The following is a 26,157-nucleotide window of genomic DNA, read 5'->3' as shown; positions in this document are numbered from 1 at the left end:
TCCCACAGCCCGGTGGCAAGGTCCCGCCAGTGGCCCCGGGCGGCTGTAGCCTCCGCACAAGACGCAGCTCAGGGCAGCCGCACCACACAGCTCACACTCATCCCGCCCGTCCCGGGTGTCACACGCAGCCGCAGAGAACGGCCCGTGCCGAGCACCTCCACGGCGTCGTCGGCGGAGATCACCTCGCGTACGGGACGGTGCCAGGTCACCTCGAACTGCTCGCCGGTACGGGGCGGTTCGGCGATGTGGAGGGTAGCCGTGCGTCCGCCCCGTACGCCACGGGCGTCAGGGGCATCACGAGCGCCACGGCGGCCCGCCCCACTGCGTACCAGGACGCTGGAGGGGGCGGTCGAGGTGAGTCCGCCCGCATGCACGGCCGTACCGGCCCCCGCGGAGTCTTCCGCACCACGCCAAGTCGTCCCCGCCGACCAGAAGTTCGCGGCGCTCAACCCGAGGGAAGGCACCGTCACCGCCTGTACGTCCGCGTCGTTGGCCTCGACGGTCAGCCAGCGCCTGTCGGCGGCCCGCGCGGCGACACGGCCCGCGTCCGCCCCCGGCATCAGCAGAGATACGTAGCCGTCGTCACGGGGGTCGGTGCCGTGGCTGGTCCAGAGGGTCAGATAGCGCCGGGTGACAGGGTCGGTGACGCTGCCGGCGTTGATGTCGGACCAGGCGCCGGTGCGGTCCTCGCACAGCGCCCGCAGCCGCGTGCCCTCGGGCCAGACCCAGCCGCCGTGGCCTTCGAGATGAGCCCAGCGGGCACCCTCCACGACTCGGGGTCGCGCGGCCTCGGACCGCCCCGAGGGAACGGTGCTCTCCCGGCGGCCGTCCACCGTGAACGCGGGCGCCCCTGCCGCCCCGGGGGCGCCGAGGCTGCGGTTGTCGAAGACGGTCTCGACTTCCGTACCGTCCTCGCAGCCGATGCCCGCACCGAGGCAAATGACGGCGTCGTCGACGAAGAACCAGGACTTGCGCGCGGTGAGGGTGCTCTCCAGGCCCTTCACATGCTGGCCGACCGCCGCGAACTCGCCGTCCGTGGCGCCTCCCGCCCATGCGGTGGCGGGCTTCGGCTCGCCCCATTCGCCGCCCGCGTTGTCGGGGAGGCGCTTGGTGGAGACTGTGGTGCCGGGCAGCCGGTACCAGTCGACGGTGGGCCAGAAGTCGTCGGCGTACTGGCCGAGCGTCCGCGGACCGCTCCACCAGTAGAGCATCCCTGAACCGGTGTGCCAGCCGCGCGGATTCTCCCCGTTGCCCGCCTCGTAGTACGCGATGCGGTCGGAGGCCATGGCGACGTTGGCGCACCAGCCGGAGCGGCGGTGCACGGCCCTCGCCATCGCCGGGAAGACGCGGTGCCCCACCGGTTCGGCGGCCGTCTCCCCCGCCTCGTCGGCCACCGCGTGCAGCCGCGCCAGATCCGCCACGTCGAACTGCGGGTCGTTCAGCACCGGCAGCTCGGTGTCACGCTCGATCCAGCCGCGCACCATCGCGTTCCAGCGGCGCCGCTCGGCCTCGCCGGCACTCGTCCCCAACAGCGCGACCGCGGCGATGAGTTGGTGGCCGCGCGTGTGGTCGCTCTGCCGTATCCGCTTGGTGTCCTGCTTCAGCACGCCACGGGAGACGGCCCTGCCGCTGACGCTGTCCATCATCAGCCCGTCGTGGAGGAGCGGCGCGTAGGCGTTCTCGACGCTGTCGAGGATGATCCGCCGTCCCGGGTCGGTGACCTCCCAACTCGTGCCGTCCAGCAGGCTGAAGAGCCTCCCCAGGCCGTCGAGCAGCACATAGCCGTACGTACCGGAGTAGGCGACCCAGGTGTGCTGGATGAACGAGCCGTCCGCGTAGAGGCCGTCCCCCTCGGTGACGTACGGGAAGACCGGCGAGAGCCCGTCGGTGGCCACCGCGATCTTGGCGGGCGCCTCGCCGAGGATGCCGCGCACCGCGTACACGCGGCAGAAGTCGACGCGGTTGGCGCCGGTGGAGCGGCCGGAGTAGTCGTCGAAGACCGACTCGGGAAGGAAGTGGTCGACGGCGGCGAGGTATCGGGCGCGCTGCTCGTCCGTGATCTCGTCGTACAGCATCGCGGTCACGTCCAGCAGCAGGCGGGGGCTGCCGATCTGCCACTCCCACCAGTTGCCGTACGGCTCGGTGCCCGCGTGGTAGACGCGCTCGTGTACGTGTGCGAGGCCGGTGCGTACGGCGTCGAGCAGTTCGGCGTCGCCGGTGTGGCCCGTGCCGGGCTGGACGTACGCGATGCTCATGGTGGCGAGCCGCTGGTAGGACTGCGTGATCCCGGAGGGCGGGTCGAAGGGGTAGCCGGGGAAGAGCGAGTCGTCGGTGGGGTGCATCTCCTCCAGCAGCGTGGCCGCCTGGCGGCCGGTCTCCGCGAGTCTGGAGGCGTACGGCTCGGAGTACGGGTCGAAACCGGTCCCGAGCGTCAGGTCCAGCCAGCGACGGCGCAGTGCGGCGAAGTCGTCGGCCGCGGCTGCCCGAGCGGCCCAACGGCCCAGCGCCCTGGCCGAGTCGGGGGTCGCGACGCTGAGGGCGGTGGCTGCTGCTGCGGCGGAGGCGGCCAGGACGACGCGTCTGGGCCATTTCGGCGTGGACGGCACAGGAAGTACCCCTCTCGAAGTGGCATAGACCTCTCGGGTCGTCCGATGGTCTAGCAGCCCCTCGATCACCCGGCAATGGAATTCTCCGTACATCCTTCCCACTGACCGCTGTTACGGACCTCTCCCCCGGGTCCCCGGCCGCGCTTCCCGTGCCTTGGCCTGCAACCCCCTTGCAGTGAGGGGCAGTCAGGCGGATTCTTCGCGCGTACGCGACTTTCGCCCGCCGATCGACCATGGCACCAGGAGCACTTTCGACGATGAGCGAGGCAACAGAGGCAACGGACGTCGAGGCAACGCCCCCGCCCTCGCCCCAGCCGCCGCACCGTATGGACCCCACGGGGGCCGAACTCCACGCCGTCAACGAGCAGTTGCGCGCAAGGGGCCCCGCCGTACCGGTGACGCTGCCCGGTGAAGTGGAAGCGGTGGCGGTCACGGGGCACGAGGAGCTGAGGGACTTCCTCGCCGACCCCCGGGTCGCCAAGGACGCCTGCCACTTCGCCGCCCTGCGCGAGGGCCGGGTGCCGGAGGGCTGGCCGCTGACCGCGATCGCGACCGTCGACGGGATGACGACCGCCGACGGTGAGGCACACCGGCGCCTGCGCGGCCTGCTCAGCAGGGCGTTCACACCGCTCCGGGTGGAACGGCTGCGTCCGCGCATCGAGGAACTCGTCTCCGGGCTGCTCGTCCGCCTCCCCCAAGTCGCCGCGAAGGACGGCACGGTCGATCTCCGGCAGCACTTCGCCTACCCGCTGCCGATGAGCGTCATCTGTGAACTCCTGGGCGTCGACAGCGAGTTGCGCGACCGGCTGCACGCGCTCTCCCGTGTGCTGGTCAGCACCACGCCCCGCCCGCAGCAGGTGCTCGCCGCGAACCGCGAGACGGCCGCCATCCTGGCCCACGTCGTGGAGTCCCGGCGGAAGGCGCCCGGGGACGACCTGACCAGTGCGCTCATCGCCGTCCGCGAGGAGGACGGCGACAGGCTGAGCGAGAGCGAACTGACCGGCACCCTCCTCCAGTTGCTCGTCGCCGGCCACGGCACGACCCTGAATCTGATCGTCAACGCCGTGCGCGCCCTGTGCGCCCACCCGGACCAACTCGCCCTGGTGCGGGCCGGATCGGCCTCGTGGCTGGACGTCGTCGACGAGACGCTGCGCTACGACGGCCCCGTGGGCTTCTTCCCGTTCCGCTATCCGACCGAGGGCCTGAGCGTCGGCGGTACGTACATCGAAGCGGGCATCCCCGTACTCGCGGGCTATTCGGCGGCGGGACGGGACCCGCGCACGCACGGGCCGGACGCGGGCCGCTTCGACGTCACACGGCAGCGCGATCCCCGGCGGCGGGAACGCCATCTCTCCTTCGGCCACGGACCGCACTTCTGCATCGGTGCGCCGCTGGCCCGGCTGGAGGCGACGATCGCGCTGCGCGAACTGTTCGGGCGCCATCCCGGTCTCGAACTGGCCGTGGCGGACGAGGAGTTGGCGCCGGTGCCGAGTTTCATCAGCAACGGAAGGCAGAGCCTGCCCGTCCGCCTCGGACGGGCCTAGACGTACCGTTCGGCCCAGACGAACCGGTCGGCCCAGACGTAGCGGTCGCAGCGGGTCGGCTGCCGATCATCCCCTCCGGGGCGTTCGGCAGCCGATCGCACCCCGGGCATTCGAGCCGGTCAGCCGAGGACGAGCGGCAACTTCGTTGCCATAGCGCCCAGTTCGGCCCTCTCCGCGTCGGTCGGCTCACGTCGCCCTGTGCCGATCAGCAGCGCGTCCTCGTCGGTGAACGACGCGGGGAACGCGGCACCGGCGATCTCCTCCAGCATCGCGCGGCAACGGGCCAGCGCCTCCGCCGGCGGCCCCGTCACCTCCGGCAGGTGCGCGGCCAGATCGAGGTGGTGGAGCGTCCACTCCATGACGTACGCCGTGAGGTAGTCGCCCACGGTCAGCACCTCGTCCCGGGTGCTCACCCGCAGCCCGGGATCGGCCAGCCGGGCGGCCCGCCCGGCGGCGGAACCCACGTCGTCGAGGTGGAACCTCAGCAGCCCCGGCTGCTCGTATGCGGCGGCCAGCCGCACGGTCAGCGCATCGAGCGGGTCCTCACCGGTCGGCGGCCGGTGCCCGACGTCCCAGTAGGTCAGCGCGTCGACGGTCGGTTCCGACTCGGCAGGCGTGACGAGGGTGATCAGCACGTCCTGTGCGTCGATGACCAGGTGGCAGACGAGGTCCCTTACGAGCCAGCCGGTGCAGCCGGACGGCTGCTCGAAGTCCTCGTCGGGGAGTGCCGCGACCGCCGTGCGCAGCGCAGCCCAGGAGCGTGAGAAGAGATCCACCCCGGCAACGTAGTGCGGTCCCGTGAGGCCCACAAACGCATTACCCGGGCCCGGCACGGGAGTTGGCGGCAGCGGGGCCGCAAGGCGCAGGGCCCCGGACTCAGCCAACTTGGGCTCTGCGGGATCGGACTCAGCGGGATCGGGCTCAGCCGATTCGGACGAACCCGGGTCGGAGCGGCCCGGCGCACCCGCACGCAGGCCCGCTCGTGCGCCCGGCCCCGCTCCTCCCGTACAAGCCGGGCCCTTACTCGTGCGGTTCGACGCCCGCCCGCAGCAGCCCGTATGTGTACGCGTCGTCCAGCGCCTGCCACGAGGCGGAGATGATGTTGTCGGCCACGCCGACCGTCGCCCACTCCGCGCGCCCGTCGCTCATGGAGACCAGCACCCTGGTCGTGGAGTCCGTGCCGTGGCCGCCCTCCAGGATGCGGACTTTGTAGTCGACGAGGGACAGCTTGGCCAGCTCCGGATGCAGCCGTTCCAGCCCGCTGCGCAGTGCCCTGTCCAGGGCGTTGACCGGTCCGTTGCCCTCGCCGGTGGCGATGATCCGCTCGCCCTTGGCCCACAGCTTGACCGTGGCCTCGTTTGCCTGGTCGCCGTCGGGGCGCTGCTCGACGATCGTGCGCCAGGACTCCAGCCGGAAGAAGCGCCGGGGACGTCCGTCGACCTCGTCGCGGAGCAGCAGTTCGAAGGAGGCGTCCGCCGCCTCGTAGGTGAAGCCCTTCAGCTCCTGGGCCTTCACGCGCTCCACGATCCGCCCGACGAGGTCGCGGTCGCCCTCCAGGTCGTAGCCGAGCTCCCTGCCCTTCAGCTCGACGGAGGCACGTCCGGCCATGTCGGAGACGAGCATCCGCATGGTGTTGCCGACGAGTTCGGGCTCGATGTGCTGGTACAGATCCGGGTCGACCTTGATCGCGGACGCGTGGAGTCCGGCCTTGTGCGCGAACGCCGAGGTGCCGACGTAGGGCTCATGAGTGGAGGGCACGAGGTTGACGACCTCGGCGATCGCGTGGGAGATGCGCGTCATCTCCTCCAGCGAGCCCTCGGGCAGCACCTGCTTGCCGTACTTGATCTGGAGCGCGGCCGTGACCGGGAAGAGGTTGGCGTTGCCCACGCGCTCGCCGTAGCCGTTGGCGGTGCACTGCACGTGGGTGGCGCCCGCGTCGACGGCGGCGAGGGTGTTGGCGACGGCGCAGCCCGTGTCGTCCTGAGCGTGGATGCCGAGGCGGGCCCCGGTGTCGGCGAGGACGGTGCGCACCACGGCCTGGATCTGCGCGGGCAGCATCCCGCCGTTGGTGTCGCAGAGCACGACGACGTCGGCGCCGGCCTCGTGAGCGGCGCGTACGACCTGCTTCGCGTAGGCGGCGTCGGCGAGATAGCCGTCGAAGAAGTGCTCGCAGTCGACGAAGACCCGGCGGCCCTGCTCACGCAGGTGTGTGACGGTGTCGCGCACCATCTCCAGGTTCTCTTCCAGGGAGGTGCGCAGGGCCAGCTCGACGTGCCGGTCGTGCGACTTCGCCACGACCGTCACGACCGGGGCACCGGAGTCCACCAGCGCCTTGACCTGCGGATCGTCGGCGGCGGCCACGCCTGCCTTACGGGTGGAGCCGAAGGCGACGAGCTGTGCGTGCCGGAAGTCGATCTCCCTTCCGGCCCGCTCGAAGAACTCGGTGTCGCGCGGGTTGGCGCCCGGCCAGCCGCCCTCGATGAAGCCGACGCCGAACTCGTCGAGATGGCGGGCGATCGTCAGCTTGTCGGCGACGGTGAGGTTGATGCCCTCGCGCTGGGCACCGTCGCGCAGTGTGGTGTCGAAGATGTGGAAGTTGTCGTCCGGGGCGGCCGGGGCGTCCGTGCTCATGGCTGCTGTGGCTCCTGGTGGATGCTGTGCTCCTGGGCGATGAAGGGAGATCCGTATTGCCGGGCTCCGCCTCGCTCGTTCTGCTTCCTCTTCGCCCCGCTGCTCCCGGCTGCGGGTGGGCCGGAAACCAAAAAAACCTCTCGCGGGTGCGAGAGGTCTGGCGCGCGGGTCTGGGACACGGTGACGGCTGCCGCACGGGTCTTTCCGCGGCAGCCGGTCACTGAGGACCGGCGCGCCTGCTGCCGATAATCATGGCGAACGAGGACACGGGGGGAGTCTTGCACATACCGCCCCCGCGTCCGCAACGTGTCTCACCATCCGGAAAGCGGACGCGGCGGGCGGTCCGCGGCGGGGGCTTCCCGTCGTGGACCGCCCGCGGGCGTTCATGCCGAAGGGGCACGTCAGGCCAGGGGCCGCATCCAGCCGTGCCGGTCCTCCGCGCGGCCCGTCTGCACCGCCAGCAGCGCCTCACGCAGCCGCATGCTGATCTCGCCGGGCTGCCCGTCGCCGACCTTCCATGCGCCGGTGGCGCACTTGGCCTCGCCGACGGGCGTGATCACGGCGGCCGTCCCGCAGGCGAAGACCTCGGTGATGGTGCCGTCGGCGTTGCCGTCCCGCCAGTCGTCGACGGTGAGCCTGGTCTCCTCCGTGGCGTAGCCGAGGTCGCCGGCGAGGGTGAGCAGCGAGTCCCGGGTGATGCCCGGCAGCAGCGTGCCGGTGAGCGAGGGTGTGACGATCCTCGCGTCCTTCCCCGAGCCGTGGACGAAGTAGAGGTTCATGCCGCCCATCTCCTCGATGAAGCGGCGCTCGATCGCGTCCAGCCACACGACCTGGTCGCAGCCCTGCTCGGCGGCCTCCGCCTGTGCGACGAGCGAAGCGGCGTAGTTGCCCGCGCACTTGGCCTCGCCCGTGCCGCCGGGCGCCGCACGCACGTACTCCTGGGACAGCCAGACGGAGACGGGCCGGACCCCGCCGGGGAAGTACGAGCCGGCGGGCGAGGCGATCAGCATGAAGAGGTATTCGTTGGCGGGCCGCACGCCCAGGCCGACCTCGGTCGCGAACATGAAGGGCCGCAGGTACAGCGACTCCTCGCCCGTCCCCGGGACCCACTCCTTGTCCTGGCGCACGAGCAGTTCGCACGCCTCTATGAACGTCTCCACGGGCAGTTCCGGCATGGCGAGCCGGCGGGCGCTGCGCTGGAAGCGCCGTGCGTTGGCGTCGGGCCGGAAGGCGGCGACGGAGCCGTCCGCCTGCCGGTATGCCTTCAGCCCTTCGAAGATCGACTGTGCGTAGTGCAGCGTCATGTTGGCTGGATCGAGCTGGAGCGGCGCGTACGGCTGGAGCCGGGCGTCGTGCCATCCGCGGCCCTCGGTCCACTTGATCGTGACCATGTGGTCCGTGAAATGACGGCCGAAGCCGGGGTTCGCCAGCACCGCCTCGCGCTCCGCGGCGGGCAGGGGCTGCGAGGAGGGCTTGAGGTCGAAGTCGATTCGAGGCGTCGTCATGTGAGCGCGTCCTTCACTGTGTGTCGTGGCGGACCGCGCTCCCGTACGCCCCCGTCTCGTTACTAGGACGTCCGAGCTTTCCCTCAAGCGTCAGCCCCGCGTTCGATTATCACGCGGGAGGGCCCGACGGGGGAGTCCGGGTGGGCGGCCCCTGGATGGATGGTGGCACCCCGACCCCTCACTGGCCCAGCGGCCGGGCACCGATGCCCGGCCGGAACCTGGACCGGGTCAGCCGGATACGGCCGCGGCGAGTGCGTCGCCGGTCTCGTCCGTCGTGCGGGCGGAGGGGCGTTCGGCCAGGTCGGCCGTGACGGCGTCCTCGACGCGGGCGGCCTCGGCCTCGTAGCCGAGGTGGCGCAGCAGCAGCGCGACGGAGAGCACCGTGGCCGTGGGGTCGGCCTTGCCGGTGCCCGCGATGTCGGGGGCGGAGCCGTGGACCGGCTCGAACATGGACGGGAATTCACCGGTCGGGTTGATGTTCCCGGACGCGGCGAGGCCGATGCCGCCGGTGACGGCGGCTGCCAGGTCGGTGAGGATGTCCCCGAAGAGGTTGTCGGTGACGATCACGTCGAAGCGCGCGGGATCGGTGACGAGGAAGATCGTCGCGGCGTCCACGTGCAGATAGTCGGTGGCGACCTCCGGATACTCCTCGCCGATCTTGTCGAAGAGGTTCTTCCAGAGGTGGCCCGCGTGCACCAGCACGTTGTTCTTGTGGACGAGGGTCAGCTTCTTGCGCGGGCGGGCCTGTGCACGCTCGTAGGCGTCGCGGACCACGCGCTCCACGCCGTACGCGGTGTTCACGCTGACCTCGTTGGCGACCTCCGCGGGCGTGCCGGTGCGGATGCTGCCGCCGTTGCCGACGTAGGGGCCCTCGGTGCCCTCGCGTACGACCACGAAGTCGATGTCGGGGCGGCCCGCCAGCGGCGTCCCGGTGTTCGGGAAGAGCTTCGAGGGCCGCAGATTGACGAAGTGGTCGAAGGCGAACCGGAGTTTGAGCAGCAGGCCGCGCTCCAGCACTCCGGAGGGCACGCTCGGGTCGCCGATGGCGCCGAGCAGGATCGCGTCGTGCTGCTGCAACTGCTCCAGCTCCGCGTCCGTGAGGGTCTCGCCGGTGGCGTGCCAGCGCGCCGCGCCCAGGTCGTACTGCTTCGTCTCCAGCTTCACGTCCTGGGGAAGGACCGCGGTCAGGACCTTCAGACCCTGGGCCACGACCTCCTGGCCGATTCCGTCACCGGGGATCACTGCGAGGCTGATGCTGCGAGACATGCGGCGACCTTACCTGCCGTCCCAGGACCCGACATGGGCCGTCCACATGCCGGACCCGCTGTGGCGCGGAGCCGGCATGTACGGGATGCGCGAGTACGGCCAGGACGTGAGCGGACCGGACGTGGGCGATCGGGCCGTCGTGGATCAGTGGCCCGTGGCGCCGCCGTTGTCACGGCGGTCGAGGGCGCGCTGAAGAGCGGCCGCGGCGTTGCGGCGGTCGGCGTCGCGGTTGGTACGGGCGGCGTGCCGGACGCGACGGCGGGCGGTCTCATCCATGATCAGCAACTCCTTCTGCACACAAGGGCATTCGAGAAGGGAAGGTGGGGGCTGCCAGTGATGCCGGAATGGGCGGGGGCGGACGGCGCGTCAGGGTCGCAGGGGTCGCCTGCGCTCGGGCGCCGGGCCTCTTCCGCCTTCGCTGGATGAGCGAGACGTTCGGCTTCCACAAAGGTAGAACCCGGGAGCCGTGATGTCTCGCCAAATAGTTGGCCTTCCTACTATCTGAGACGAACACCACTCGATTCAGGCCATGGACAGAAGGCGGCAGCTCGGCCGGACCGTCTACGGAACGGCTGAGGGCGGCTACGGACCGGAGCCGGCCGCCCCCGCCAGCCGCGTCACAGTAGGGCGGCGAGCAGTGCGGGCAGCTCGGTGAGGCCGCTGATCCTGCGTACGGCAGCGGTGACGGCGGGAGCCGCGGTGCCCGCGCGGTCGATCCAGACGCCGTGCAGTCCTGCCTCGTCGGCGGCGCGTGCGTCGATGTCGTGGCGGTCTCCCACGTAGACGACCTCGTCGGGCCGCAGGCCCAGCGCGTCACAGCCCGCGCGGAACGCCTCCGGAGCGGGCTTGGCATGGCCGATTCCGTCCGCGCAGAGCACGACTTCGAAGCGGTCGCGGATGCCCAGGAGGCTCAGTTTGCGTTCCTGGTTGGCAGTCGAGGAGTTGGAGAGCGCGCCGTGCCGGTAGCCGGGCGTGAGCGCGTCGAGTGCGGGCACGGCGTCGGGGAAGAGCGTCCATGCCTGCTCGTACAGGGCGACGTAGCGGCCGAACCAGGCGTCGGCCTCCTCATCGGTCAGGTCGGCGCCGAGAAAGCCGCGCGCCCTCTCCCTGCGGTGGTCGAGGAAGCTCAGCTCGCCGGAGACGAAACGGTCGAACTGCTCCTCCATGACCTCCTGCCAGCGGGCGAGTGCGGCCTCGGGCGAGGGGTGGCGGTCCAGCAGTCGCTCGGCCTCGATGTGCCTCAGGGCGGCCGCCCGGTCGGAGCCGGTGTAGTCGAAGAGGGTGTCGTCGACGTCCCAGAGGACGGCACGGATCGCCATGCGGGCGACGCTAGCAGGACCGTCGGGCGTCCTTCCTCTGGACTGGGTCCGGGAGCATGCCGCGGCCCGGCACCGTGAGGGTCGGTGCCGGGCCGCGGGCCTGCGTGAGTACGTGCGTACTCACGCGGTGCGTACTCACGCGGTGCGTTTCTCACGCAGGCGCGTACTCCCGTACTCGCGTGCGCACGCGCTCACATGCGGCGTCAGCCCATGTGCGGATACCGGTAGTCGGTCGGCGCGACCTGGGTCTCCTTGATGGCGCGGGGCGACATCCAGCGCAGCAGGTTGAACTTCGAGCCCGCCTTGTCGTTGGTGCCCGAGGCGCGGGCGCCGCCGAAGGGCTGCTGTCCGACGATGGAGCCGGTGGGCCGGTCGTTGAGGTAGAAGTTGCCCGCGGCGAACCGGAGTTTGTCGCTCGCCTCGGCGAGCGCCGCCCGGTCCTTGGCGAGCACCGCGCCCGTCAGCGCGTATGCCGCGACGGACTCCATCTGCTCCAGCATCGACGCCCAGTCGCCGTCCTCGTAGACGTGCACGGCGAGGATCGGGCCGAAGTACTCCTCGGAGAAGACCTCGTTCTCCGGGTCGGTGCAGGCGATGACCGTCGGCTGCACGAACCAGCCCACGGAGTCGTCGTATTCGCCGCCTACGAGGATCTCGCACGTGGGGTCCTGCTTGGCGCGGTCGATGGCGGCCTTGTTCTTCGCGAAGGCGCGGTCGTCGATGACGGCCCCGATGAAGTTGGACAGGTCGCTGACGTCGCCCATCGCCAACCCCTCGGTCTCCGCGAGGAGTTCGTCCTTCAGCCCGCCGTCCCACAGCGAACGGGGAATGTAAGCACGTGAGGCGGCCGAGCACTTCTGGCCCTGGTACTCGAAGGCGCCGCGCACCATCGCCGTCTTCAGCACGGCCGAGTCGGCGGTCGGGTGGGCGACGATGAAGTCCTTGCCGCCGGTCTCGCCGACGATGCGCGGATACGACTTGTAGCGGTCGATGTTCTCGCCGATCGTCCGCCACAGGTACTTGAAGGTCCTCGTCGACCCGGTGAAGTGCACGCCCGCCAAGTCCGGATGGGGCAGCGCGACCTCGGAGACCTCCTTGCCGTCTCCCGTGACGAGGTTGATGACGCCCTTCGGCAGACCGGCCTCCTCCAGCATCTCCATCAGCAGCACTGCGGAGTGCGTCTGCGTCGGGGAGGGCTTCCAGACCACCACGTTGCCCATCAGGGCGGGCGCGGTCGGCAGATTCCCCGCGATGGCCGTGAAGTTGAAGGGTGTGATCGCGTAGACGAAGCCCTCGAGCGGGCGGTGGTCGAGCCGGTTCCACACTCCCTTGGGCTGGATCGGCGGCTGCTCGGCGAGGAGTTCGCGTGCGAAGTGGACGTTGAAGCGCCAGAAGTCGATCAGTTCGCAGGGGGCGTCGATCTCCGCCTGCTGGATTGTCTTCGACTGGCCCAGCATCGTGGACGCGGCGATCGTCTCCCGCCAGGGGCCCGAGAGCAGCTCGGCGGCCTTGAGGATGATCGCGGCGCGGTCGTCGAAGGACATCGCACGCCAGGCGGGCGCCGCCGCGAGTGCCGCGTCGATGGCGTCCTGGCCGTCCTGCCTGGTGGCGTTCGCATAGGTGCCGATGACCTTGGCGTGGTTGTGCGGCTGTACGACGTCGACGCGTGCGCCGCCGCCCATCCGCTTCTCGCCGTTGATCGTCATGGGCAGGTCGACGGGGTTCTCGGCGAGTTCCTTCAGCTTGCGCTCCAGCCGGGCGCGCTCGGGGCTGCCGGGCGCATAGGTGTGCACCGGCTCGTTGTACGGGGCGGGGACCTGGGTCACAGCGTCCATGGCTGGCGTCTCTCCTTCGTATGAGGGCACTGTCAAAGCGTTCAGCCGCGGGTGGCGAGCGAGCGGAGGAAGAATCCGAGGTTGGCCGGACGTTCCGCGAGGCGCCGCATGAAGTATCCGTACCAGTCGGTGCCGTAGGGAACGTATACGCGCATCCTGTGGCCCTCGGACGCGAGCCGTAGCTGCTCGCTCTCGCGGATGCCGTAGAGCATCTGGAACTCGAACTCGTCGTGTTTGCGGCCCAGTCGGCGTGCCAGCTCCTGTGCGACGGCGACCATGCGCGGGTCGTGCGTGCCGACCATGGGATAGCCGCTGCCGGAGAGCAGGATCTTCAGACAGCGCACATACGCACGGTCCACATCGGCCTTGCGCTGGTAGGCGACCGAGGCCGGTTCGTTGTATGCCCCCTTCACCAACCGTACGCGCGAGCCCTGCCCGGCGAGGGCCTTGCAGTCGTCCTCCGTGCGGAAGAGATAGGACTGGAGCACCGCGCCGGTCTGCGGGAAGCCCGCGCGAAGCTCGTCGAGCACGGCGAGGGTGGAGTCCACGGTGGTGTGGTCCTCCATGTCCAGCGTGACGGTCGTTCCCGCCTCGGCCGCCGCCTCGACAACCGGCCGTACGTTGGCGATCGCGATGTCGTGGCCGCCGCCGGGCAGCGCCTGTCCGAAGGCCGTCAGCTTCACCGACATCTCGGCCCGTGCGCCCAGGCCCTCGGCGGCGAGCGCGTGCGCGAGCGCGAGATAGGCGTCGCGGTTGCGCTTCGCCTCCAGGCGGTCGGTGGTGTCCTCGCCGAGGTGATCGAGGGTGACGTCGAGGCCGCGGGCGGTCAGCGACCGTACGGTCTCCAGGCACGTCTCCAGCCCCTCGCCCGCCACGAAACGGTCGACGACGGGCCGGGTCACGCGGGCGGTCGAGACGAGACGGCGGATGCCGTCACTGCGTGCGGCGGCGAGGAGCACTGGTCCGAACACGGGCACCTCCACTGGCGTTCTGCTTCGCGCTCCTGGCGTCGTGCGGCTGGCCGTCCGGCCCGTTCGACGGGAGACGAACGGGCGTGAGGAGCAGGCGCCGCGGCGTCGGAAGCCACCCTGAATCTAAGGATCGCGCCGTCACGGGACCATCGACAGCTGTCACGCATCCGTGTCCCAGATCTCAGACATCTGTACGAGAATGGTGAGGCCGCGGGGGACGGAAGCGGCGTAAGGGCCGGAACGGCACCAGCTACGACGGGATACGGCGGCCCCCCGCAGTGGACACGGCAGCGGTCACAGCGGCGGTCACGGCGAACACGGCGGCGAACCGGCAACGGATGCAGCGGCGGGAAGAGCGATGCGCGAGGACGACTACCAGGCACTCGTCGACGAGGTCTGCGCGCTGCTGGGCACCCCGGCCACGCTGGAGAGCCGCGACTTCGCGCTGATCGCCTTCGGCGCGCACGAAGGCGACGGGGAAGGCGCCGAGCCCGCGCTGGACCCGGTCCGCAGGCGCTCGATCCTGGGACGCCGCTCCAGCGCCGAGGTACGGACGTGGTTCGAGAGCTTCGGCATCACCCGGGCCACCGGGCCCGTACGTATCGACCCGGAACCGTCGGCCGGCGTCGAGCACGGCCGCATCTGCCTTCCCGTACGGCACGGGGGCTTCGTACACGGATACATCTGGCTGATGGACGACGGCGCGCTCGATCTGGGCGATCCACGGCTGGCGTCGGCGATGGCGGTGGCCTCACGCATCGGCGCGCTGCTGGCGGCGGAGGCGCACGCCGAGGCCCGTACGGGCGAGCTGCTGCGGACGCTGCTCGCCGCGGACGACCGGGGCGCGGGCGAGGAGGCTGCGGCCGAACTGCGCGAACGCCTGGGGTCGGCGGCGGCCGGTCCGCTGGCGGTGGTGGCGGTGGTCCCCCGACGGCCGGGAGGCGAGAACGGGGGCCCTGGTGAGCGGGACCTGGGGCAGTCGGCCGGGCCCGGGGCCGGGGGTGCGCCCGCGCCCGTGCCGCCGAATGTTCTGGCACGCTGCGTGCTCACGGTGCCGGGGGCCGGGCGGGCGCCGGGCCCGGACGGGGCACCGGCGGTCGCCGCTCTGGTGCGACTGCGCTCGGCGGAGGCGGCCGAGTCCTCCCGTACGGCTGCGGCACAGCTCGTCCGCATGCACCGCTCCCCCGCCGCCGCGGGCGTGAGCGCACCACGCCGGGGCCTCTCGGACGCCGTGGCGGCCTGGCGGGAGGCGCTGGCCGCGGCACGGGCCGCGACGGCGGAACCTGAACGGCTGGGCCCGGTCGCCGACTGGGCCGCGATAGGCCCGTACCGGCTGCTCACCGCGCTGCCCCCGGGCGCGTGCGCCGACCCCGCCGCGGCGGCGCTGCTGCGGCCCGTGCACGCCGAACTCGCCCGTACCGCCGAGGAGTTCCTCGATCACGCGGGTCAAGCGGGGCGTACCGCAGCCGCGTTGGGCATCCATCGGCAGACGCTCTACTACCGGCTCTCCAGGATCGAGGCCCTCACCGGACTCGATCTCGACGAGGGCTCCGCGCGGCTGCTGCTGCACATGGCACTGAAGGCGGCACGGCTGTGAGGTGAGCGAGGCGCCGGCCTCAACTGGCCCTGCGCTTCCCGCCTTTCCGGCGCTCGCCCAGCGAGTGCTCGCCTCGCGGGTGCTCGCTCGGCGGCTGCCCGTCTTGCGGGTGACCGACTTTCGGGCTCCGTCGAAACTCCTGTCCGTCCGACGAGGCCCTTCCCTACGGTCGGACCGCCGTGACGCCCCCCGTTCTCCAGCACGGCAGTTCGTGTCGGCACACGCCGACGCACGACCAGTGCCGGTGCCCTCGGGGCTGCCGGCGCCTGACCGAGGAGGACTCATTTCCAGGTTGACCGCAATGCGCAGCACCGGCTGGGGCGTGCGCGGCACGCTGACGGCCCTGATCACGGTGGCGGCGCTCGCCGCGGGCCCCGCCGCGACGGCCGACGCCGCGACGGCCGGAACGTACGGCCCGGCCGGGTCGTCAGGTGCGTACGGATCGTCAAGTGCGTCAGGGCCGTACGGGTCGTCAGGTGCTCAAGTCACGCTGGACGCACCCGACTTCAAGGCGCCCTTCGAATGCGGAACGAAGTGGACCTACGCCACGTATGAAGGCCACGGGGAGGGCGATCTGGCGCTGGACTTCAACACGGGCAGCGGACCGGACGGCGACCTCGGGCTCCCCGCGCTCGCCTCGGCCGGCGGCACGGCCCACGTCGCCACGGACTCCGACGGCGGGGGCAAGTACGTCGAGATCGATCACGGCGGCGGCTGGGTGAGCGGCGTCTTCCACCTTCAGAAGCAGACGGTGAAGGACGGCGAGAAGGTGAAGCAGGGCCAGCAGATAGGGAAGGTCGGCGACACCACCGGCAACGGGAGCGATCTGTCCCCGCACCTCCACTACCAGGTGAAGCTCGACGGCAGGCTCCAGAAGATCGAGCTGGAGGGCAAGAAGCTCTACCCGTATCCGTACGAGGAGGGGAAGGAGTTCCTGACCAGCACCAACGGCTGCGACGGCGACGACCCCGACGAGCCGCAGGAACCGAAGAAGACCGAACTCGCCTACACCGGGGCGAAGTCGGCCTCGAACGGCTCCCCTGCGAAGCTCGCGGCCGAACTCACCGACGAGGACGGCGATCCCGTCGACGGACGGACCGTCGGCTTCACCCTGGGCACCGGCGACAGCAAGCAGAAGTGCGACGGCAAGACCGGCTCGGACGGCAGGGCGAGCTGCGAAATCGACCCTGTACGGCAGAAGTTGACGGAGGACGGCACCGTCCCGGTGACCGCGAGGTTCGCGGGTGACGACGAGTACGAGGCGTCGAAGAAGTCGGCGAAGCTGAAGCTGGAGTACGTCTCCGGCCGCGCCTTCGGGCTGTCGGCAAACGCCCCGCTGGGGCTGCCGGTCTCGGTCGAACCGACCCCGGACACGGGAGAGGTCCGTACGGCCGGAGAGGAGTCGAAGTCGCCGCCTTGCGCGCAGAACATACGGGCCCTGGTGCTGTCCGCCGACGCCCTGTGCGCCGAGGTGACGACGAAGACGGGGCCCGGCAAGGTCACGGCGACCGCGACCCTGGCGAAGGCCGGGATCGAGCTGCCGGGCCTGCCGGTCGTGGGGCTCTCCGGCGTTCGGTCGACCTCCACCAGCACCTGCGAGGCCTCGTCCGGCAGCGTCGATCTGGAGCTGACCGTGCTCGGTGAGAGCGTCGATACCGGTGACACACCCAACCTCGAGGTCGATCTCGGGGTCGTGGGCGCCAAGCTCGTCGTCAACGAGCGGATCACGACCGACGACGGCGGGCTGACCGTCAACGCGGCGCATCTGACGGCGCCGGGCGGCATCGACGTCGTGATCGGCTCCAGCAGCAGCACGGCTCACAACTGCACCTGACCTGAGGGCGGTTGAGAGAGGTGCGCCCGGCCGGGGCTCTCTCCGGCCGGGCGTACGGGTCCGGCGCAGGAGATCCGGCGCAAAAGACCCCGCGTACGAGGTTCGTCGTAGGGGGTTCGTCGTAGGGGGTTCGTAGGGGGTCCGCGAGACGGGCTGCCCGCGCCGCGCGGACTGCGTAGCGTCGTGAGGATGACGGACGGCCACGGCGGCGGCAGCCTCGGCGCAGACCGCGAACTGCTCGCCCTCTACGACGAGTCGATGCGCGGAGCGCCCCCCGCCCCTTCGCCGGGGGTGACATATGAGCAAGACGGCCCGCTCATCCGTGCGGTCGGCGGCTTCCGTGGGTTTGTGTTCGGGCCGCGCGACCCCGGGCTGCGCGGCGGTGAACTCGACCGGCTGATCGCAAGGCAGCGGGACCGGTTCGCGGCGCGGGGAGAGACCGTGGAGTGGCGGACCCACGCCCACGACCGGCCGCCGGAACTGGCCGGGCGGCTGCGGGCGGCGGGCTTCGCCGCCGCTCGCAGCATGGCCGTACTCGTGGGCGGGAGCGAGGAGTTGGCGGCGCGGCCGGTGCCTTCGGTCAGTGCGCCGCCCGAGGGAGTCGTGGTGCGCCGCGTCAGCGGCGCCGGGGACATGCGCCGCATCGCGGCCATGGAGGCCGCCGTCTGGGACATGGACCTGGGCTGGCTCGCTGACTTCCTGATCGCACGGGTCGAGGCGGCGCCGGACGACGCCGTCGTCCTCGTCGCCGAGCATCACCAGGGCGGCCGTGAGCCCCAAGTCGTCTGCGCCGCCTGGATGTTCATGTGGCCGGAGCTGAACTACGCCGGGCTGCGCGGCGGTACGACGCTGCCCGCGTGGCGCGGCCGTGGCCTTTACCGGGCGCTGGTCGCCGAGCGTGCCCGTATCGCCGCCGAGCGAGGCGTGCCGCATCTTCAGGTCGACGCCTCGGACGAGAGCCTTCCCGTTCTGCGGCGGCTTGGCTTCCGCACGGTCACGACCGTGACCCAGTACGTGTGGACGCCGCCGGGACGCCCGGCGTCTCCATGACGGCCCCGGCCTCTCAGGCCCAAGTCCCGCCCGAGACGCCCCACTCAGGCTCCGGTGGTGCCGTCGATCGCCTCGCGCAGCAGGTCGGCGTGGCCGTTGTGCCGGGCGTACTCGTGGATGAGGTGCAGCATCACCAGGCGCAGCGAAACCTCCTCGCCGGAGCGGGCGTTGAGGCCGGTGACGTCGAGCGACCCGGCCTCCGCCTCGATGCGCCGCGCATGGGCGACCTCCGCCTCCCAGGCGGCGAACGCCTCGGCGCGAGTGGACCGGCTCGCGTCGTAGGCCGCCTGGAAGTCGCCCTCGCCGGACCAGACGAGCGGTACGTCCTCGCCGTCGATCGTGCGCCGGAACCAGGCCCGTTCGACCTCCGCCATGTGCCGTACGAGGCCGAGCAGACAGAGCGTCGACGGCGGCGACGCGGCGAGGCGCAACTGCTCGTCGCTCAGGCCCTCGCACTTCATGGCGAGTGTCTCCCGGTGGAAGTCGAGGAAGGCCCGCAGCGTCTCGCGCTCCCCGCCGGTCAGCGGCGGAGAGGTCCGTTCCTCGGTCACGGTGGTCCCGGTCCCTTCGGTGGTCGTCGATGGTCGGCGGCATGGTCGGCGGCGCTCGGTGATCCGGCGGTCGCCGGCGGCCGGTGATTCGCCGGCCGTCCCGACGCGAGTGCGCCCGGGCCGTGTCCCCACGACCCGGGCGCACCCTTCTCTACGCTCCAACGCCCTTGCGCCGCAACGTCTTTACGCCGCTACGCGCCCACGCCGCAAAGTACAGCGCGCCGCACTGCGCCGCACCGCCGCCTCAGTCGGAGAGGTCGACGCTGCGGGCGGACGTCGCCCCGATCTCGCCCTTGATCTCGGCGAGCACCGGGGCCGGGATGTTGTCGTCGACGGTCAGCGCCACCAGCGCCTCGCCGCCCGCCGTGGAACGGGCGACCTGCATGCCGGCGATGTTGATGCCCGCCTCGCCCAGGATGCGGCCCACCGTGCCGACGATGCCGGGACGGTCGGCGTAGCGGAAGAACGCCATGTGCTCGGCGAGCGCCAGGTCGACGTCGTGCTCCCCGACGGCGACGATCTTCTGCTGGTGCTTCGGCCCCGCGAGCGTCCCGGAGACGGAGACCTCCTCGCCGCTGCTGAGGGTGCCGCGCACGGTCACCATGTTGCGGTGCTCGCTGGACTCGCTGGAGGTGGTCAGCCGCACCTCCACGCCGCGCTCCTGCGCGAAGAGCGGCGCGTTGACGTAGCTGACGGTCTCGTCGACGACGTCCTCGAACACGCCCTTGAGAGCGGAGAGTTCGAGAACCTTCACATCGTGCTGGGTGATCTCGCCGTACACCTCGACATCGAGGCGGACGGCGACCTCGCCGGAGAGCGCGGTGAAGATACGGCCCAGGCCCTCGGCCAGCGGCAGCGCGGGACGCACGTCCTCGGCGATGACGCCGCCCTGCACGTTGACGGCGTCGGGCACCAGCTCGCCCGCCAGCGCCAGACGCACCGACTTGGCGACCGCGATGCCCGCCTTCTCCTGCGCCTCACCGGTGGAGGCACCCAGGTGCGGCGTGCACACCACCTGGTCGAACTCGAAGAGCGGCGAGTCCGTGCACGGCTCGCTGGAGTAGACGTCGAGGCCCGCGCCCGCGACCCGGCCCTCCTTGAGCGCCGAGGCCAGGGCGTCCTCGTCGACGATTCCACCGCGGGCGGCGTTGACGATGCGGACGCTCGGCTTGACCTTGTGCAGCGCGTCGTCGCCGATCAGGCCGAGCGTCTCCGGGGTCTTGGGCAGATGGACGGTGATGAAGTCGGAGACCTCCAGCAGTTCGTCCAGCGAGAGCAGCTTCACGCCCATCTGCGCCGCCCTGGCGGGCTGCACGAACGGGTCGTAGGCGACGACCTTCATCCCGAACGCCGACATCCGCTGTGCCACGAGCACGCCGATGCGGCCGAGGCCGACGACGCCGAGGGTCTTCTCACTCAGCTCCACGCCGGTGTACTTGCTGCGCTTCCACTCGCCGTTCTTCAGCGCCGTGTTGGCCTGCGGAATGTTGCGGGCACTGGCGATCAGCAGGCCGCATGCGAGTTCGGCGGCGGTGACGATGTTGGAGGTGGGAGCGTTCACCACCATCACGCCCGCCTTGGTGGCGGCCGGGACGTCGACGTTGTCGAGCCCGACGCCCGCGCGGGCGACGACCTTGAGTTTCCCTGCCGCTGCCACCGCCTCGGCGTCGACCTTGGTGGCGGAGCGGACGAGGATCGCGTCCACGTCGGCGATGGCGGTGAGGAGTTCGGCCCGGTCGGCGCCGTTGCAGTGCCGGATCTCGAAGTCCGGGCCCAGTGCGTCGACGGTGGCGGGCGAGAGCTCTTCGGCGATCAGTACTACAGGTTTGCTCACGTGGTCTCCAGTTTGGGGGCACCCCCAGGCCGAAGGCCAAGGGGGAGGATCATCCTCGCTGCGGGCAGCGGCGGGGAGCTACGGCCGCGTCCCGGCGGCCGTAGACGGTGGAGGGGGTCATCCCCGCGGGGCGGCGGCGCAGGGCAGACGCACGACGCTGTGAGCCTGTGGCGCGCTCGGCTTGTGCGTGCAGTGTAGCTACGTACGAGCGGTGCGGGCTGCCCCTCCCCGTAAACGATCACGTACGCACGGGCGCGGAGCGTCACCCGGGGGCGCGGGCGCCCGCGCCGGCACGCACGCTCACCTCTCCCCGGACGTCGCGGCTGGAGTGTGCCGTCAGCAGCCGGTACTCGCCCTCGGGGGTGTGCCAGGAGCCGGAGCCCTCGTCCCACACCTGGAAGGCACGCGGCTCCACGGCGACGGCGGCGCGCACGGTCTCGCCGGGCGCCGCCTCGACGACGGTGAACCCGGCGAGGGAGCGCAGCGGCCGACGCGGGCCACCGGCTCCCCGCGGCGGTTCCAGATAGACCTGGACGACCTCGCGGGAGGAACGGCCGCCGGTGTTCGTCACGGGCACCGCGACCTCCAGCGGCTCGCCCTCGCGCCAGGCCCCGGCGGAAGGCCGGCCGTAGGACCAGTCCGCGTAGCCGAGGCCGAAGCCGAATTCGCGGGCGGGCTCGCGTCCCAGGCGGTCCCAGCCGCGGTGGCCGACGTCGAGGTCCTCGGCGTAGTCGACGACACCGTCGCACGGCACGCCGTCCGGCACGGGGACGTCCTCCGCGGCGGCGGGCAGCGTCCACGGCAGCCGGCCGGACGGTTCGCAGGCGCCTGTCAGCACATCGGCGAGGGCGCCCCCGGCCTCCTGGCCCGGCAGCCACCACCACAGCACCGCGGGTACGTCCTCCAGCCACGGCAGCAGCACGGGCGCACCCGCGTTGACCACGACGACCGTGCGGGGGTTGGCCTCGGCGACCCTGCGGACCAGCTCGTGCTGGCGGCCGGGAAGCGACAGGTCCGTACGGTCCCAGCCCTCGGACTCCGCCTCGGGGTTGGTGCCCACGACGACGACCGCCGTCTCCGCCTGGCGGGCCGCCGCCACGGCCTCCTCGATCTCCGCGTCCGTGCCGGGTTCCGGCGGGAGATGGCGCAGCTCCAGGCGTGCGAAGCGGCCGAACGAGCCGACCTCGACGACCTGCGCCGTCGCCGACACCGTCACCTCCCGGCCGGGCTCCTCGACGGCGACGCGGCGGACATGGCCCTCCGGGTGGCCCGCCGACGCGTCGAGCAGGACCTCCTCGGCCACGCGGTGGGTGCTCTCGCTCAGCAGGTCGCCGTCGATCTCGACGCGGTGGGCGCCGACGGGGGCGACCTCCAGCAGATGCTCGCCGGGCGCTTCCAGCCGCAGGCGCGCCTCGGCCCGTACGTATGCGGCGCCCTCGGGCAGCTCACGAGGGGGACGCAGCGTGCCGTCCCAGGGGGCGGTGCGGGTCAGCGCCGCGAGCTGCCGCCCGGCCTCGTCGTGGACGGTCAGTTCGACGCAGCCGCCGGCCAGGGCGTCCGCCGCTACGAGGGGAGCGTGCCGCAGCGTGCGGCCGCCGCGGTGTGCGGTGACCTCGGCCGAGGGGAACGCCTCGCGCAACGCGTCCAGCGGGCGGCTCAGATGGGGCGGTGTCACATGTGCGCTGCCGCCGCCCTGTACGAAGGGGTCGAGGGCGTTGGCGCCGATCAGCGCGATGCGGGAGGTGGCGGGCGGCAGCGGGAGCAGACCGCCCTCGTTGCGCAGTACGACGGTGGCTCGTGCGGCCGTGCGGCGCAGCAGGTCCCGGGTGGCGGGACCGTGGCCTGACGGTTGCTCTTCGCCTGGCCCGCCGCCGGGCGGATGCTCCGCGCCGGCGCCCGCCGCGGGCGCTGAGACCGCGAAGGGGCCGTCGGGGTCGCTCAGGGCTCCCACGCGTTCGGCAAGGCGCAGTATGCGGCGCACCTTGTCGTCCACGTCCTCCTGCGGCACCTCGCCCGTGCGTACGGCTTCGAGCAGGGCGTCTCCCTCGGACCAGGGGCCGCCGGGGCCCGGCATCACGAGGTCGAGTCCGTTCCGTGCGGAGGCGGCGGTGCTCTTCGTGGCGAGCCAGTCGCTGACCACGACACCGTCGAACTCCCATTCATCCTTGAGGAGTTCACGCAGCAGCCAGCGGTGCTCGGTCGCGGGCGCGGCACCGGGTGCTTCCGCCGGGGGTACTTCGACCGGGGGTGCTTCTCCCGGCTCACCCCGCTCCCCGGGAGCCGCCACGACGAGTCCGTTGTAGGCGGCCATGACCATCCACACCCCGGCCTCCTTCACGACCCGTTCGAAGGGGGCGAGATAGACCTCGCGCAGCGCGCGGGGCGTCAACCGCGAGACGTAGGAGGTACGTTCGGTCTCGGAGTCGTTGGCGACGAAGTGCTTCACGCACGCGCCGACACCCTGCCCCTGGAGCGCCGCCACGTACTGGACGGCCATACGGCCGCTGAGCAGCGGATCCTCGGAGAAGCACTCGAAGTGGCGCCCGGCGAGCGGAGTCCGCTGGAGGTTGACCACGGGCGCGAGCACCACGTCGGCGTTCTTCGCGTGGGCCTCGGCGGCCATCAACCGGCCCGACTCGCGGGCCAGTTCCTCGTCCCACGTGGCGGCGAGCGCGGACGGCGCGGGCATCTGCGCGGAAGTCGTCGGTGCCCGGCCTCTGCCGCGTACGCCGATCGGCCCGTCGGAGAGCGTGAGGGTCCGCAGCCCGGCGGACGGCAGCGGGTACAGCGTCCACAGGGTCTCGCCGGTGAGTACCCGCACCCGCTCTTCGAGCGTCAACCGCCCCAGCAGCGCGTCCAGTCGGTGATCGGTGCTCCCGATGGGAACGTGGCGTCCCGCGACGTTCATGAACTGCTCCCGGGGTCGGTCGATACGTCGTAGGCATCGTCGGAGAGGCCGAACCGGTCACGGCTGCCCCACCGATCGGCGTCGCCATGCGCCTGCCGTCTCACCGCAGCCATCATCCCCAGCCGCGACGGTCCGAACCGCGTTCGCGGGCGGGGAGGTTCACGCACCGGGCCGCTGTCGCGGCGCCGCCCGCGGCTCATACGTCGATCTCACGGGGCCGGCCCGTACGGCGGAGCGCAGGGGGCAGATGCCCCGTGTCGTTGAAGAGGAGCAGCGAGGCCGGGCGTCCCGGCGTGTAACGGACGACGGTCAGCGCCGCGTTGGCGTGATTGAGGCCCATCCAGCGCCACTCGGGTGCGTCGAGGGCGTCGCGCACCAGCCAGCCGATGAGGAAGGCGTGAGTGACGACGAGTTCGTGGCGCGGCTCGTCACCCTCGGCCGGTCCGGTGAAGGCCGCGAGCGCACGCCGGGCCTGCTCGGGTCCCTCCCGAAGCTGCCGGGCCGGGATCTCCGCGAGGCGGCCGAGCATGAAGTCGGCCGATTCCGCGGGAAGTTCGTCTCTGCCCGGTACGTAAGGGATGTGATCTCCGGCGTGCTCCGAGACCTGGAGGGGAACGTCGCCGATCCGGCCGCGGATCAGTCCGGCGGTCTCCGCCGCTCGCGGAAGCGGGCCGTGGAAGACCGAGGAGAGCGGGCTGCGGCGTAGCCGCTCGCCCAGCAGCAGGGCCTGGCGACGACCGGTTTCCGTCAGCCGTCCGTCGTCCGGCGAGGCCTCGCCGTGGCGCGTGAGGTAGAGGTAGCGAACCGCTGTTACTGCCATGTCCTCCGTGACGTCCCCCGGCGCACTCGCGGTTCGGCCCGTGGAGGTCGGCGCGGCGCCGCTCACACGGCGCGGGCGGGGCGGAACGACGGCCGCCCCGTCTCCTCGCGGCGGTTTCGCGGCGGGGAGACGGGGCGGCGGCGTACGCCGGCTGCGCTATGCGCGAGGAGCGCTCACGCCTCCTCGTCGACCCAGCTCATCAGCTTCCGCAGCTTGCGGCCGGTGGTCTCCAGAAGGTGGTCGTTCGCGGCCTTCTTGTACTCGTTGTACTTGGGCAGGCCCGCGTTGTACTCCTTCATCCAGTTGTTGGCGAAGGTGCCGTCCTGGATGTCGTCGAGGAGCTTGCGCATCTCGGCCTTGACACCGTCGTTGATGATGCGCGGGCCGCTGACGTAGTCGCCCCACTCGGCGGTCTCGGAGACCGACCAGCGCATCTTCTCCAGGCCGCCCTCGTACATCAGGTCCACGATCAGCTTCAGCTCGTGCAGGCACTCGAAGTACGCGATCTCCGGCTGGTAGCCGGCCTCGACCAGCGTCTCGAAACCGGCCTTGACCAGTGCCGACGTACCGCCGCAGAGCACGGCCTGCTCACCGAAGAGGTCGGTCTCGGTCTCCTCGGTGAACGTGGTCTTGATGACGCCGGCGCGGGTGCCGCCGATGCCCTTGGAGTAGGACAGCGCCAGCTCGAACGCCCGCCCCGTCGCGTCCTGTTCAACGGCGACGATGCACGGGACGCCGCGGCCCTCCTCGAACTGGCGCCGCACCAGGTGCCCCGGGCCCTTCGGCGCCACCATGCACACGTCGATGTTTCCCGGGGGCTTGATGAACTCGTAGCGAATGTTGAGGCCGTGGCCGAAGAAGATGGCGTCGCCGTCCTTGAGGTTCGGGGCGACGGACTCCTGGTAGACCCTGGCCTGGATCGGGTCCGGGACGAGGATCATGATGACGTCGGCCTCGGCGGACGCCTCCGCGGGAGTGGTGACCCTCAGGCCCTGCTCCTCGGCCTTCGCACGGGACTTGGAGCCCTCGTGCAGGCCCACCCGCACATCGACGCCGGAGTCGCGCAGGGACAGCGCGTGGGCGTGGCCCTGGCTGCCGAAGCCGAGAACCGCCACCTTGCGGCCCTGGATGATGGACAGGTCGGCGTCGTCGTCGTAGAACAGCTCGGCCACTTGGGAAATCTCCTCTTTCGGGTCCGGGGGCTCCCCCGGGGTCGTTCTGTAGCGGTTGTCGGGGGTGTCAGGGATGTCGGGGGTCGCAGCAAAGAACGCGCGCCGCCCAACCTACGACGCCCGTACGGCACATGCGTCCAGGGGGCGCCGGCGGTGCCGGGGCGCGCGCCGCGCTACGCGGAGCGGTCCAGGGCGCGAAGGCTCCGGTCGGTGATGGAGCGGGCGCCGCGCCCGACGGCGATGGTCCCTGACTGCACCAGCTCCTTGATGCCGTACGGCTCCAGCATCTTGAGCATGGCGTCGAGCTTGTCACTGCTGCCGGTGGCTTCGATGGTGACGGCCTCCGGCGAGACATCCACGGTCTTGGCGCGGAAGAGCGAGACGATCTCGACGATCTGGGAGCGGGCCTCGTTGTCGGCTCGGACCTTCACCAGAACGAGTTCACGCTGGACGGCCGAGGCCGGGTCCAGCTCAACGATCTTGAGAACGTTGACGAGTTTGTTGAGCTGCTTGGTGACCTGCTCCAGCGGCAGATCCTCCACGTTCACGACGATCGTGATGCGGGAGATCTCGGGATGCTCGGTCACGCCGACGGCGAGCGAGTCGATGTTGAAGCCGCGGCGGGAGAACAGGGCGGCGATCCGGGCGAGGATTCCGGGGGTGTTCTCCACCAGGACGGAGAGCGTGTGCTTGGACATCTGTCGTTCCTTCTCT

The 26,157-nt window shown here is 71.2% G+C and carries 19 protein-coding genes; 4 read left to right on the top strand and 15 right to left on the bottom strand.

All coding sequences use genetic code 11. The features are described from left to right. Window positions 1–68 precede the first annotated feature (68 nt). Complete coding sequence (locus MMA15_RS21145) at window positions 69–2,606, bottom strand: polysaccharide lyase 8 family protein (RefSeq protein ID WP_241061705.1); 2,538 nt, start codon at window positions 2,604–2,606, stop codon at window positions 69–71. A 257-nt stretch (window positions 2,607–2,863) separates the two neighbouring features. Here MMA15_RS21145 and MMA15_RS21140 point away from each other — a divergent pair, with 257 nt between their 5' ends. After that, on the top strand, window positions 2,864–4,150 hold the full coding sequence (locus MMA15_RS21140; RefSeq protein ID WP_241061704.1) for a cytochrome P450 family protein: 1,287 nt from the start codon (window positions 2,864–2,866) through the stop codon (window positions 4,148–4,150). 119 nt (window positions 4,151–4,269) lie between these two features. Here the strand turns inward: MMA15_RS21140 and MMA15_RS21135 are convergent, their stop codons facing one another. From MMA15_RS21135 to MMA15_RS21105, 8 genes are all read right to left on the bottom strand, one after another. Beyond that, complete coding sequence (locus MMA15_RS21135) at window positions 4,270–4,926, bottom strand: maleylpyruvate isomerase N-terminal domain-containing protein (RefSeq protein ID WP_241061703.1); 657 nt, start codon at window positions 4,924–4,926, stop codon at window positions 4,270–4,272. Window positions 4,927–5,170: 244 nt separating this feature from the next. Then, entirely contained in the window at window positions 5,171–6,781 is a 1,611-nt protein-coding gene (gene cimA, locus MMA15_RS21130; protein WP_241061702.1) for a citramalate synthase, read from the bottom strand. A 401-nt stretch (window positions 6,782–7,182) separates the two neighbouring features. Further along, entirely contained in the window at window positions 7,183–8,286 is a 1,104-nt protein-coding gene (locus MMA15_RS21125; RefSeq protein ID WP_241061701.1) for a branched-chain amino acid aminotransferase, read from the bottom strand. Between the two features lie 228 nt (window positions 8,287–8,514). Then, window positions 8,515–9,552, bottom strand: a complete 1,038-nt coding sequence (locus tag MMA15_RS21120) for a 3-isopropylmalate dehydrogenase (RefSeq protein ID WP_241061700.1) — start codon at window positions 9,550–9,552, stop codon at window positions 8,515–8,517. Window positions 9,553–9,696: 144 nt separating this feature from the next. Beyond that, window positions 9,697–9,828, bottom strand: a complete 132-nt coding sequence (locus MMA15_RS28015; RefSeq protein WP_277400442.1) for a hypothetical protein — start codon at window positions 9,826–9,828, stop codon at window positions 9,697–9,699. Between the two features lie 341 nt (window positions 9,829–10,169). After that, window positions 10,170–10,871, bottom strand: a complete 702-nt coding sequence (locus MMA15_RS21115) for an HAD family hydrolase (protein WP_241061699.1) — start codon at window positions 10,869–10,871, stop codon at window positions 10,170–10,172. A gap of 203 nt (window positions 10,872–11,074) precedes the next feature. Beyond that, window positions 11,075–12,706 carry an L-glutamate gamma-semialdehyde dehydrogenase gene (gene pruA / locus MMA15_RS21110; protein ID WP_241061698.1) on the bottom strand — a complete coding sequence of 544 codons (1,632 nt, stop codon included), beginning with the start codon at window positions 12,704–12,706 and terminating at the stop codon, window positions 11,075–11,077. A 41-nt stretch (window positions 12,707–12,747) separates the two neighbouring features. After that, window positions 12,748–13,677: a proline dehydrogenase family protein gene (locus MMA15_RS21105; protein ID WP_241061697.1), complete on the bottom strand. Its 930-nt coding sequence runs from the start codon at window positions 13,675–13,677 to the stop codon at window positions 12,748–12,750. 358 nt (window positions 13,678–14,035) lie between these two features. Here MMA15_RS21105 and MMA15_RS21100 point away from each other — a divergent pair, with 358 nt between their 5' ends. The 3 genes from MMA15_RS21100 (at window position 14,036) to MMA15_RS21090 (ending at window position 18,158) form a co-directional block, all read left to right on the top strand. Next, on the top strand, window positions 14,036–15,274 hold the full coding sequence (locus MMA15_RS21100) for a PucR family transcriptional regulator (RefSeq protein WP_241061696.1): 1,239 nt from the start codon (window positions 14,036–14,038) through the stop codon (window positions 15,272–15,274). Between the two features lie 301 nt (window positions 15,275–15,575). Beyond that, window positions 15,576–17,108 carry a choice-of-anchor P family protein gene (locus tag MMA15_RS21095; RefSeq protein WP_241061695.1) on the top strand — a complete coding sequence of 511 codons (1,533 nt, stop codon included), beginning with the start codon at window positions 15,576–15,578 and terminating at the stop codon, window positions 17,106–17,108. Window positions 17,109–17,297: 189 nt separating this feature from the next. After that, on the top strand, window positions 17,298–18,158 hold the full coding sequence (locus MMA15_RS21090) for a GNAT family N-acetyltransferase (RefSeq protein ID WP_241061694.1): 861 nt from the start codon (window positions 17,298–17,300) through the stop codon (window positions 18,156–18,158). 44 nt (window positions 18,159–18,202) lie between these two features. On the opposite strand, the gene MMA15_RS21085 is transcribed toward MMA15_RS21090, so the two are convergent. From MMA15_RS21085 to ilvN, 6 genes are all read right to left on the bottom strand, one after another. Beyond that, window positions 18,203–18,709 carry a DinB family protein gene (locus tag MMA15_RS21085; protein ID WP_241061693.1) on the bottom strand — a complete coding sequence of 169 codons (507 nt, stop codon included), beginning with the start codon at window positions 18,707–18,709 and terminating at the stop codon, window positions 18,203–18,205. Window positions 18,710–18,953: 244 nt separating this feature from the next. Next, window positions 18,954–20,543 (bottom strand): phosphoglycerate dehydrogenase, encoded by a 1,590-nt coding sequence (gene serA / locus MMA15_RS21080; protein WP_241061692.1) that lies wholly within the window; start codon window positions 20,541–20,543, stop codon window positions 18,954–18,956. 262 nt (window positions 20,544–20,805) lie between these two features. Continuing rightward, window positions 20,806–23,451, bottom strand: a complete 2,646-nt coding sequence (locus tag MMA15_RS21075; protein WP_241061691.1) for a beta-glucosidase family protein — start codon at window positions 23,449–23,451, stop codon at window positions 20,806–20,808. A 196-nt stretch (window positions 23,452–23,647) separates the two neighbouring features. After that, window positions 23,648–24,271, bottom strand: a complete 624-nt coding sequence (locus MMA15_RS21070; RefSeq protein WP_241061690.1) for a histidine phosphatase family protein — start codon at window positions 24,269–24,271, stop codon at window positions 23,648–23,650. A gap of 173 nt (window positions 24,272–24,444) precedes the next feature. Continuing rightward, complete coding sequence (ilvC, locus tag MMA15_RS21065; protein ID WP_241061689.1) at window positions 24,445–25,443, bottom strand: ketol-acid reductoisomerase; 999 nt, start codon at window positions 25,441–25,443, stop codon at window positions 24,445–24,447. Between the two features lie 173 nt (window positions 25,444–25,616). Next, entirely contained in the window at window positions 25,617–26,141 is a 525-nt protein-coding gene (gene ilvN / locus MMA15_RS21060) for an acetolactate synthase small subunit (RefSeq protein WP_169137310.1), read from the bottom strand. Window positions 26,142–26,157 lie beyond the last annotated feature (16 nt).

Origin of the sequence: Streptomyces marispadix (assembly GCF_022524345.1) — a bacterium.
GTDB lineage: Bacteria > Actinomycetota > Actinomycetes > Streptomycetales > Streptomycetaceae > Streptomyces > Streptomyces marispadix.
The sequence above is the reverse complement of the archived record's forward strand: the minus strand, read 5'-3'. Positions and strand labels throughout refer to the sequence as shown.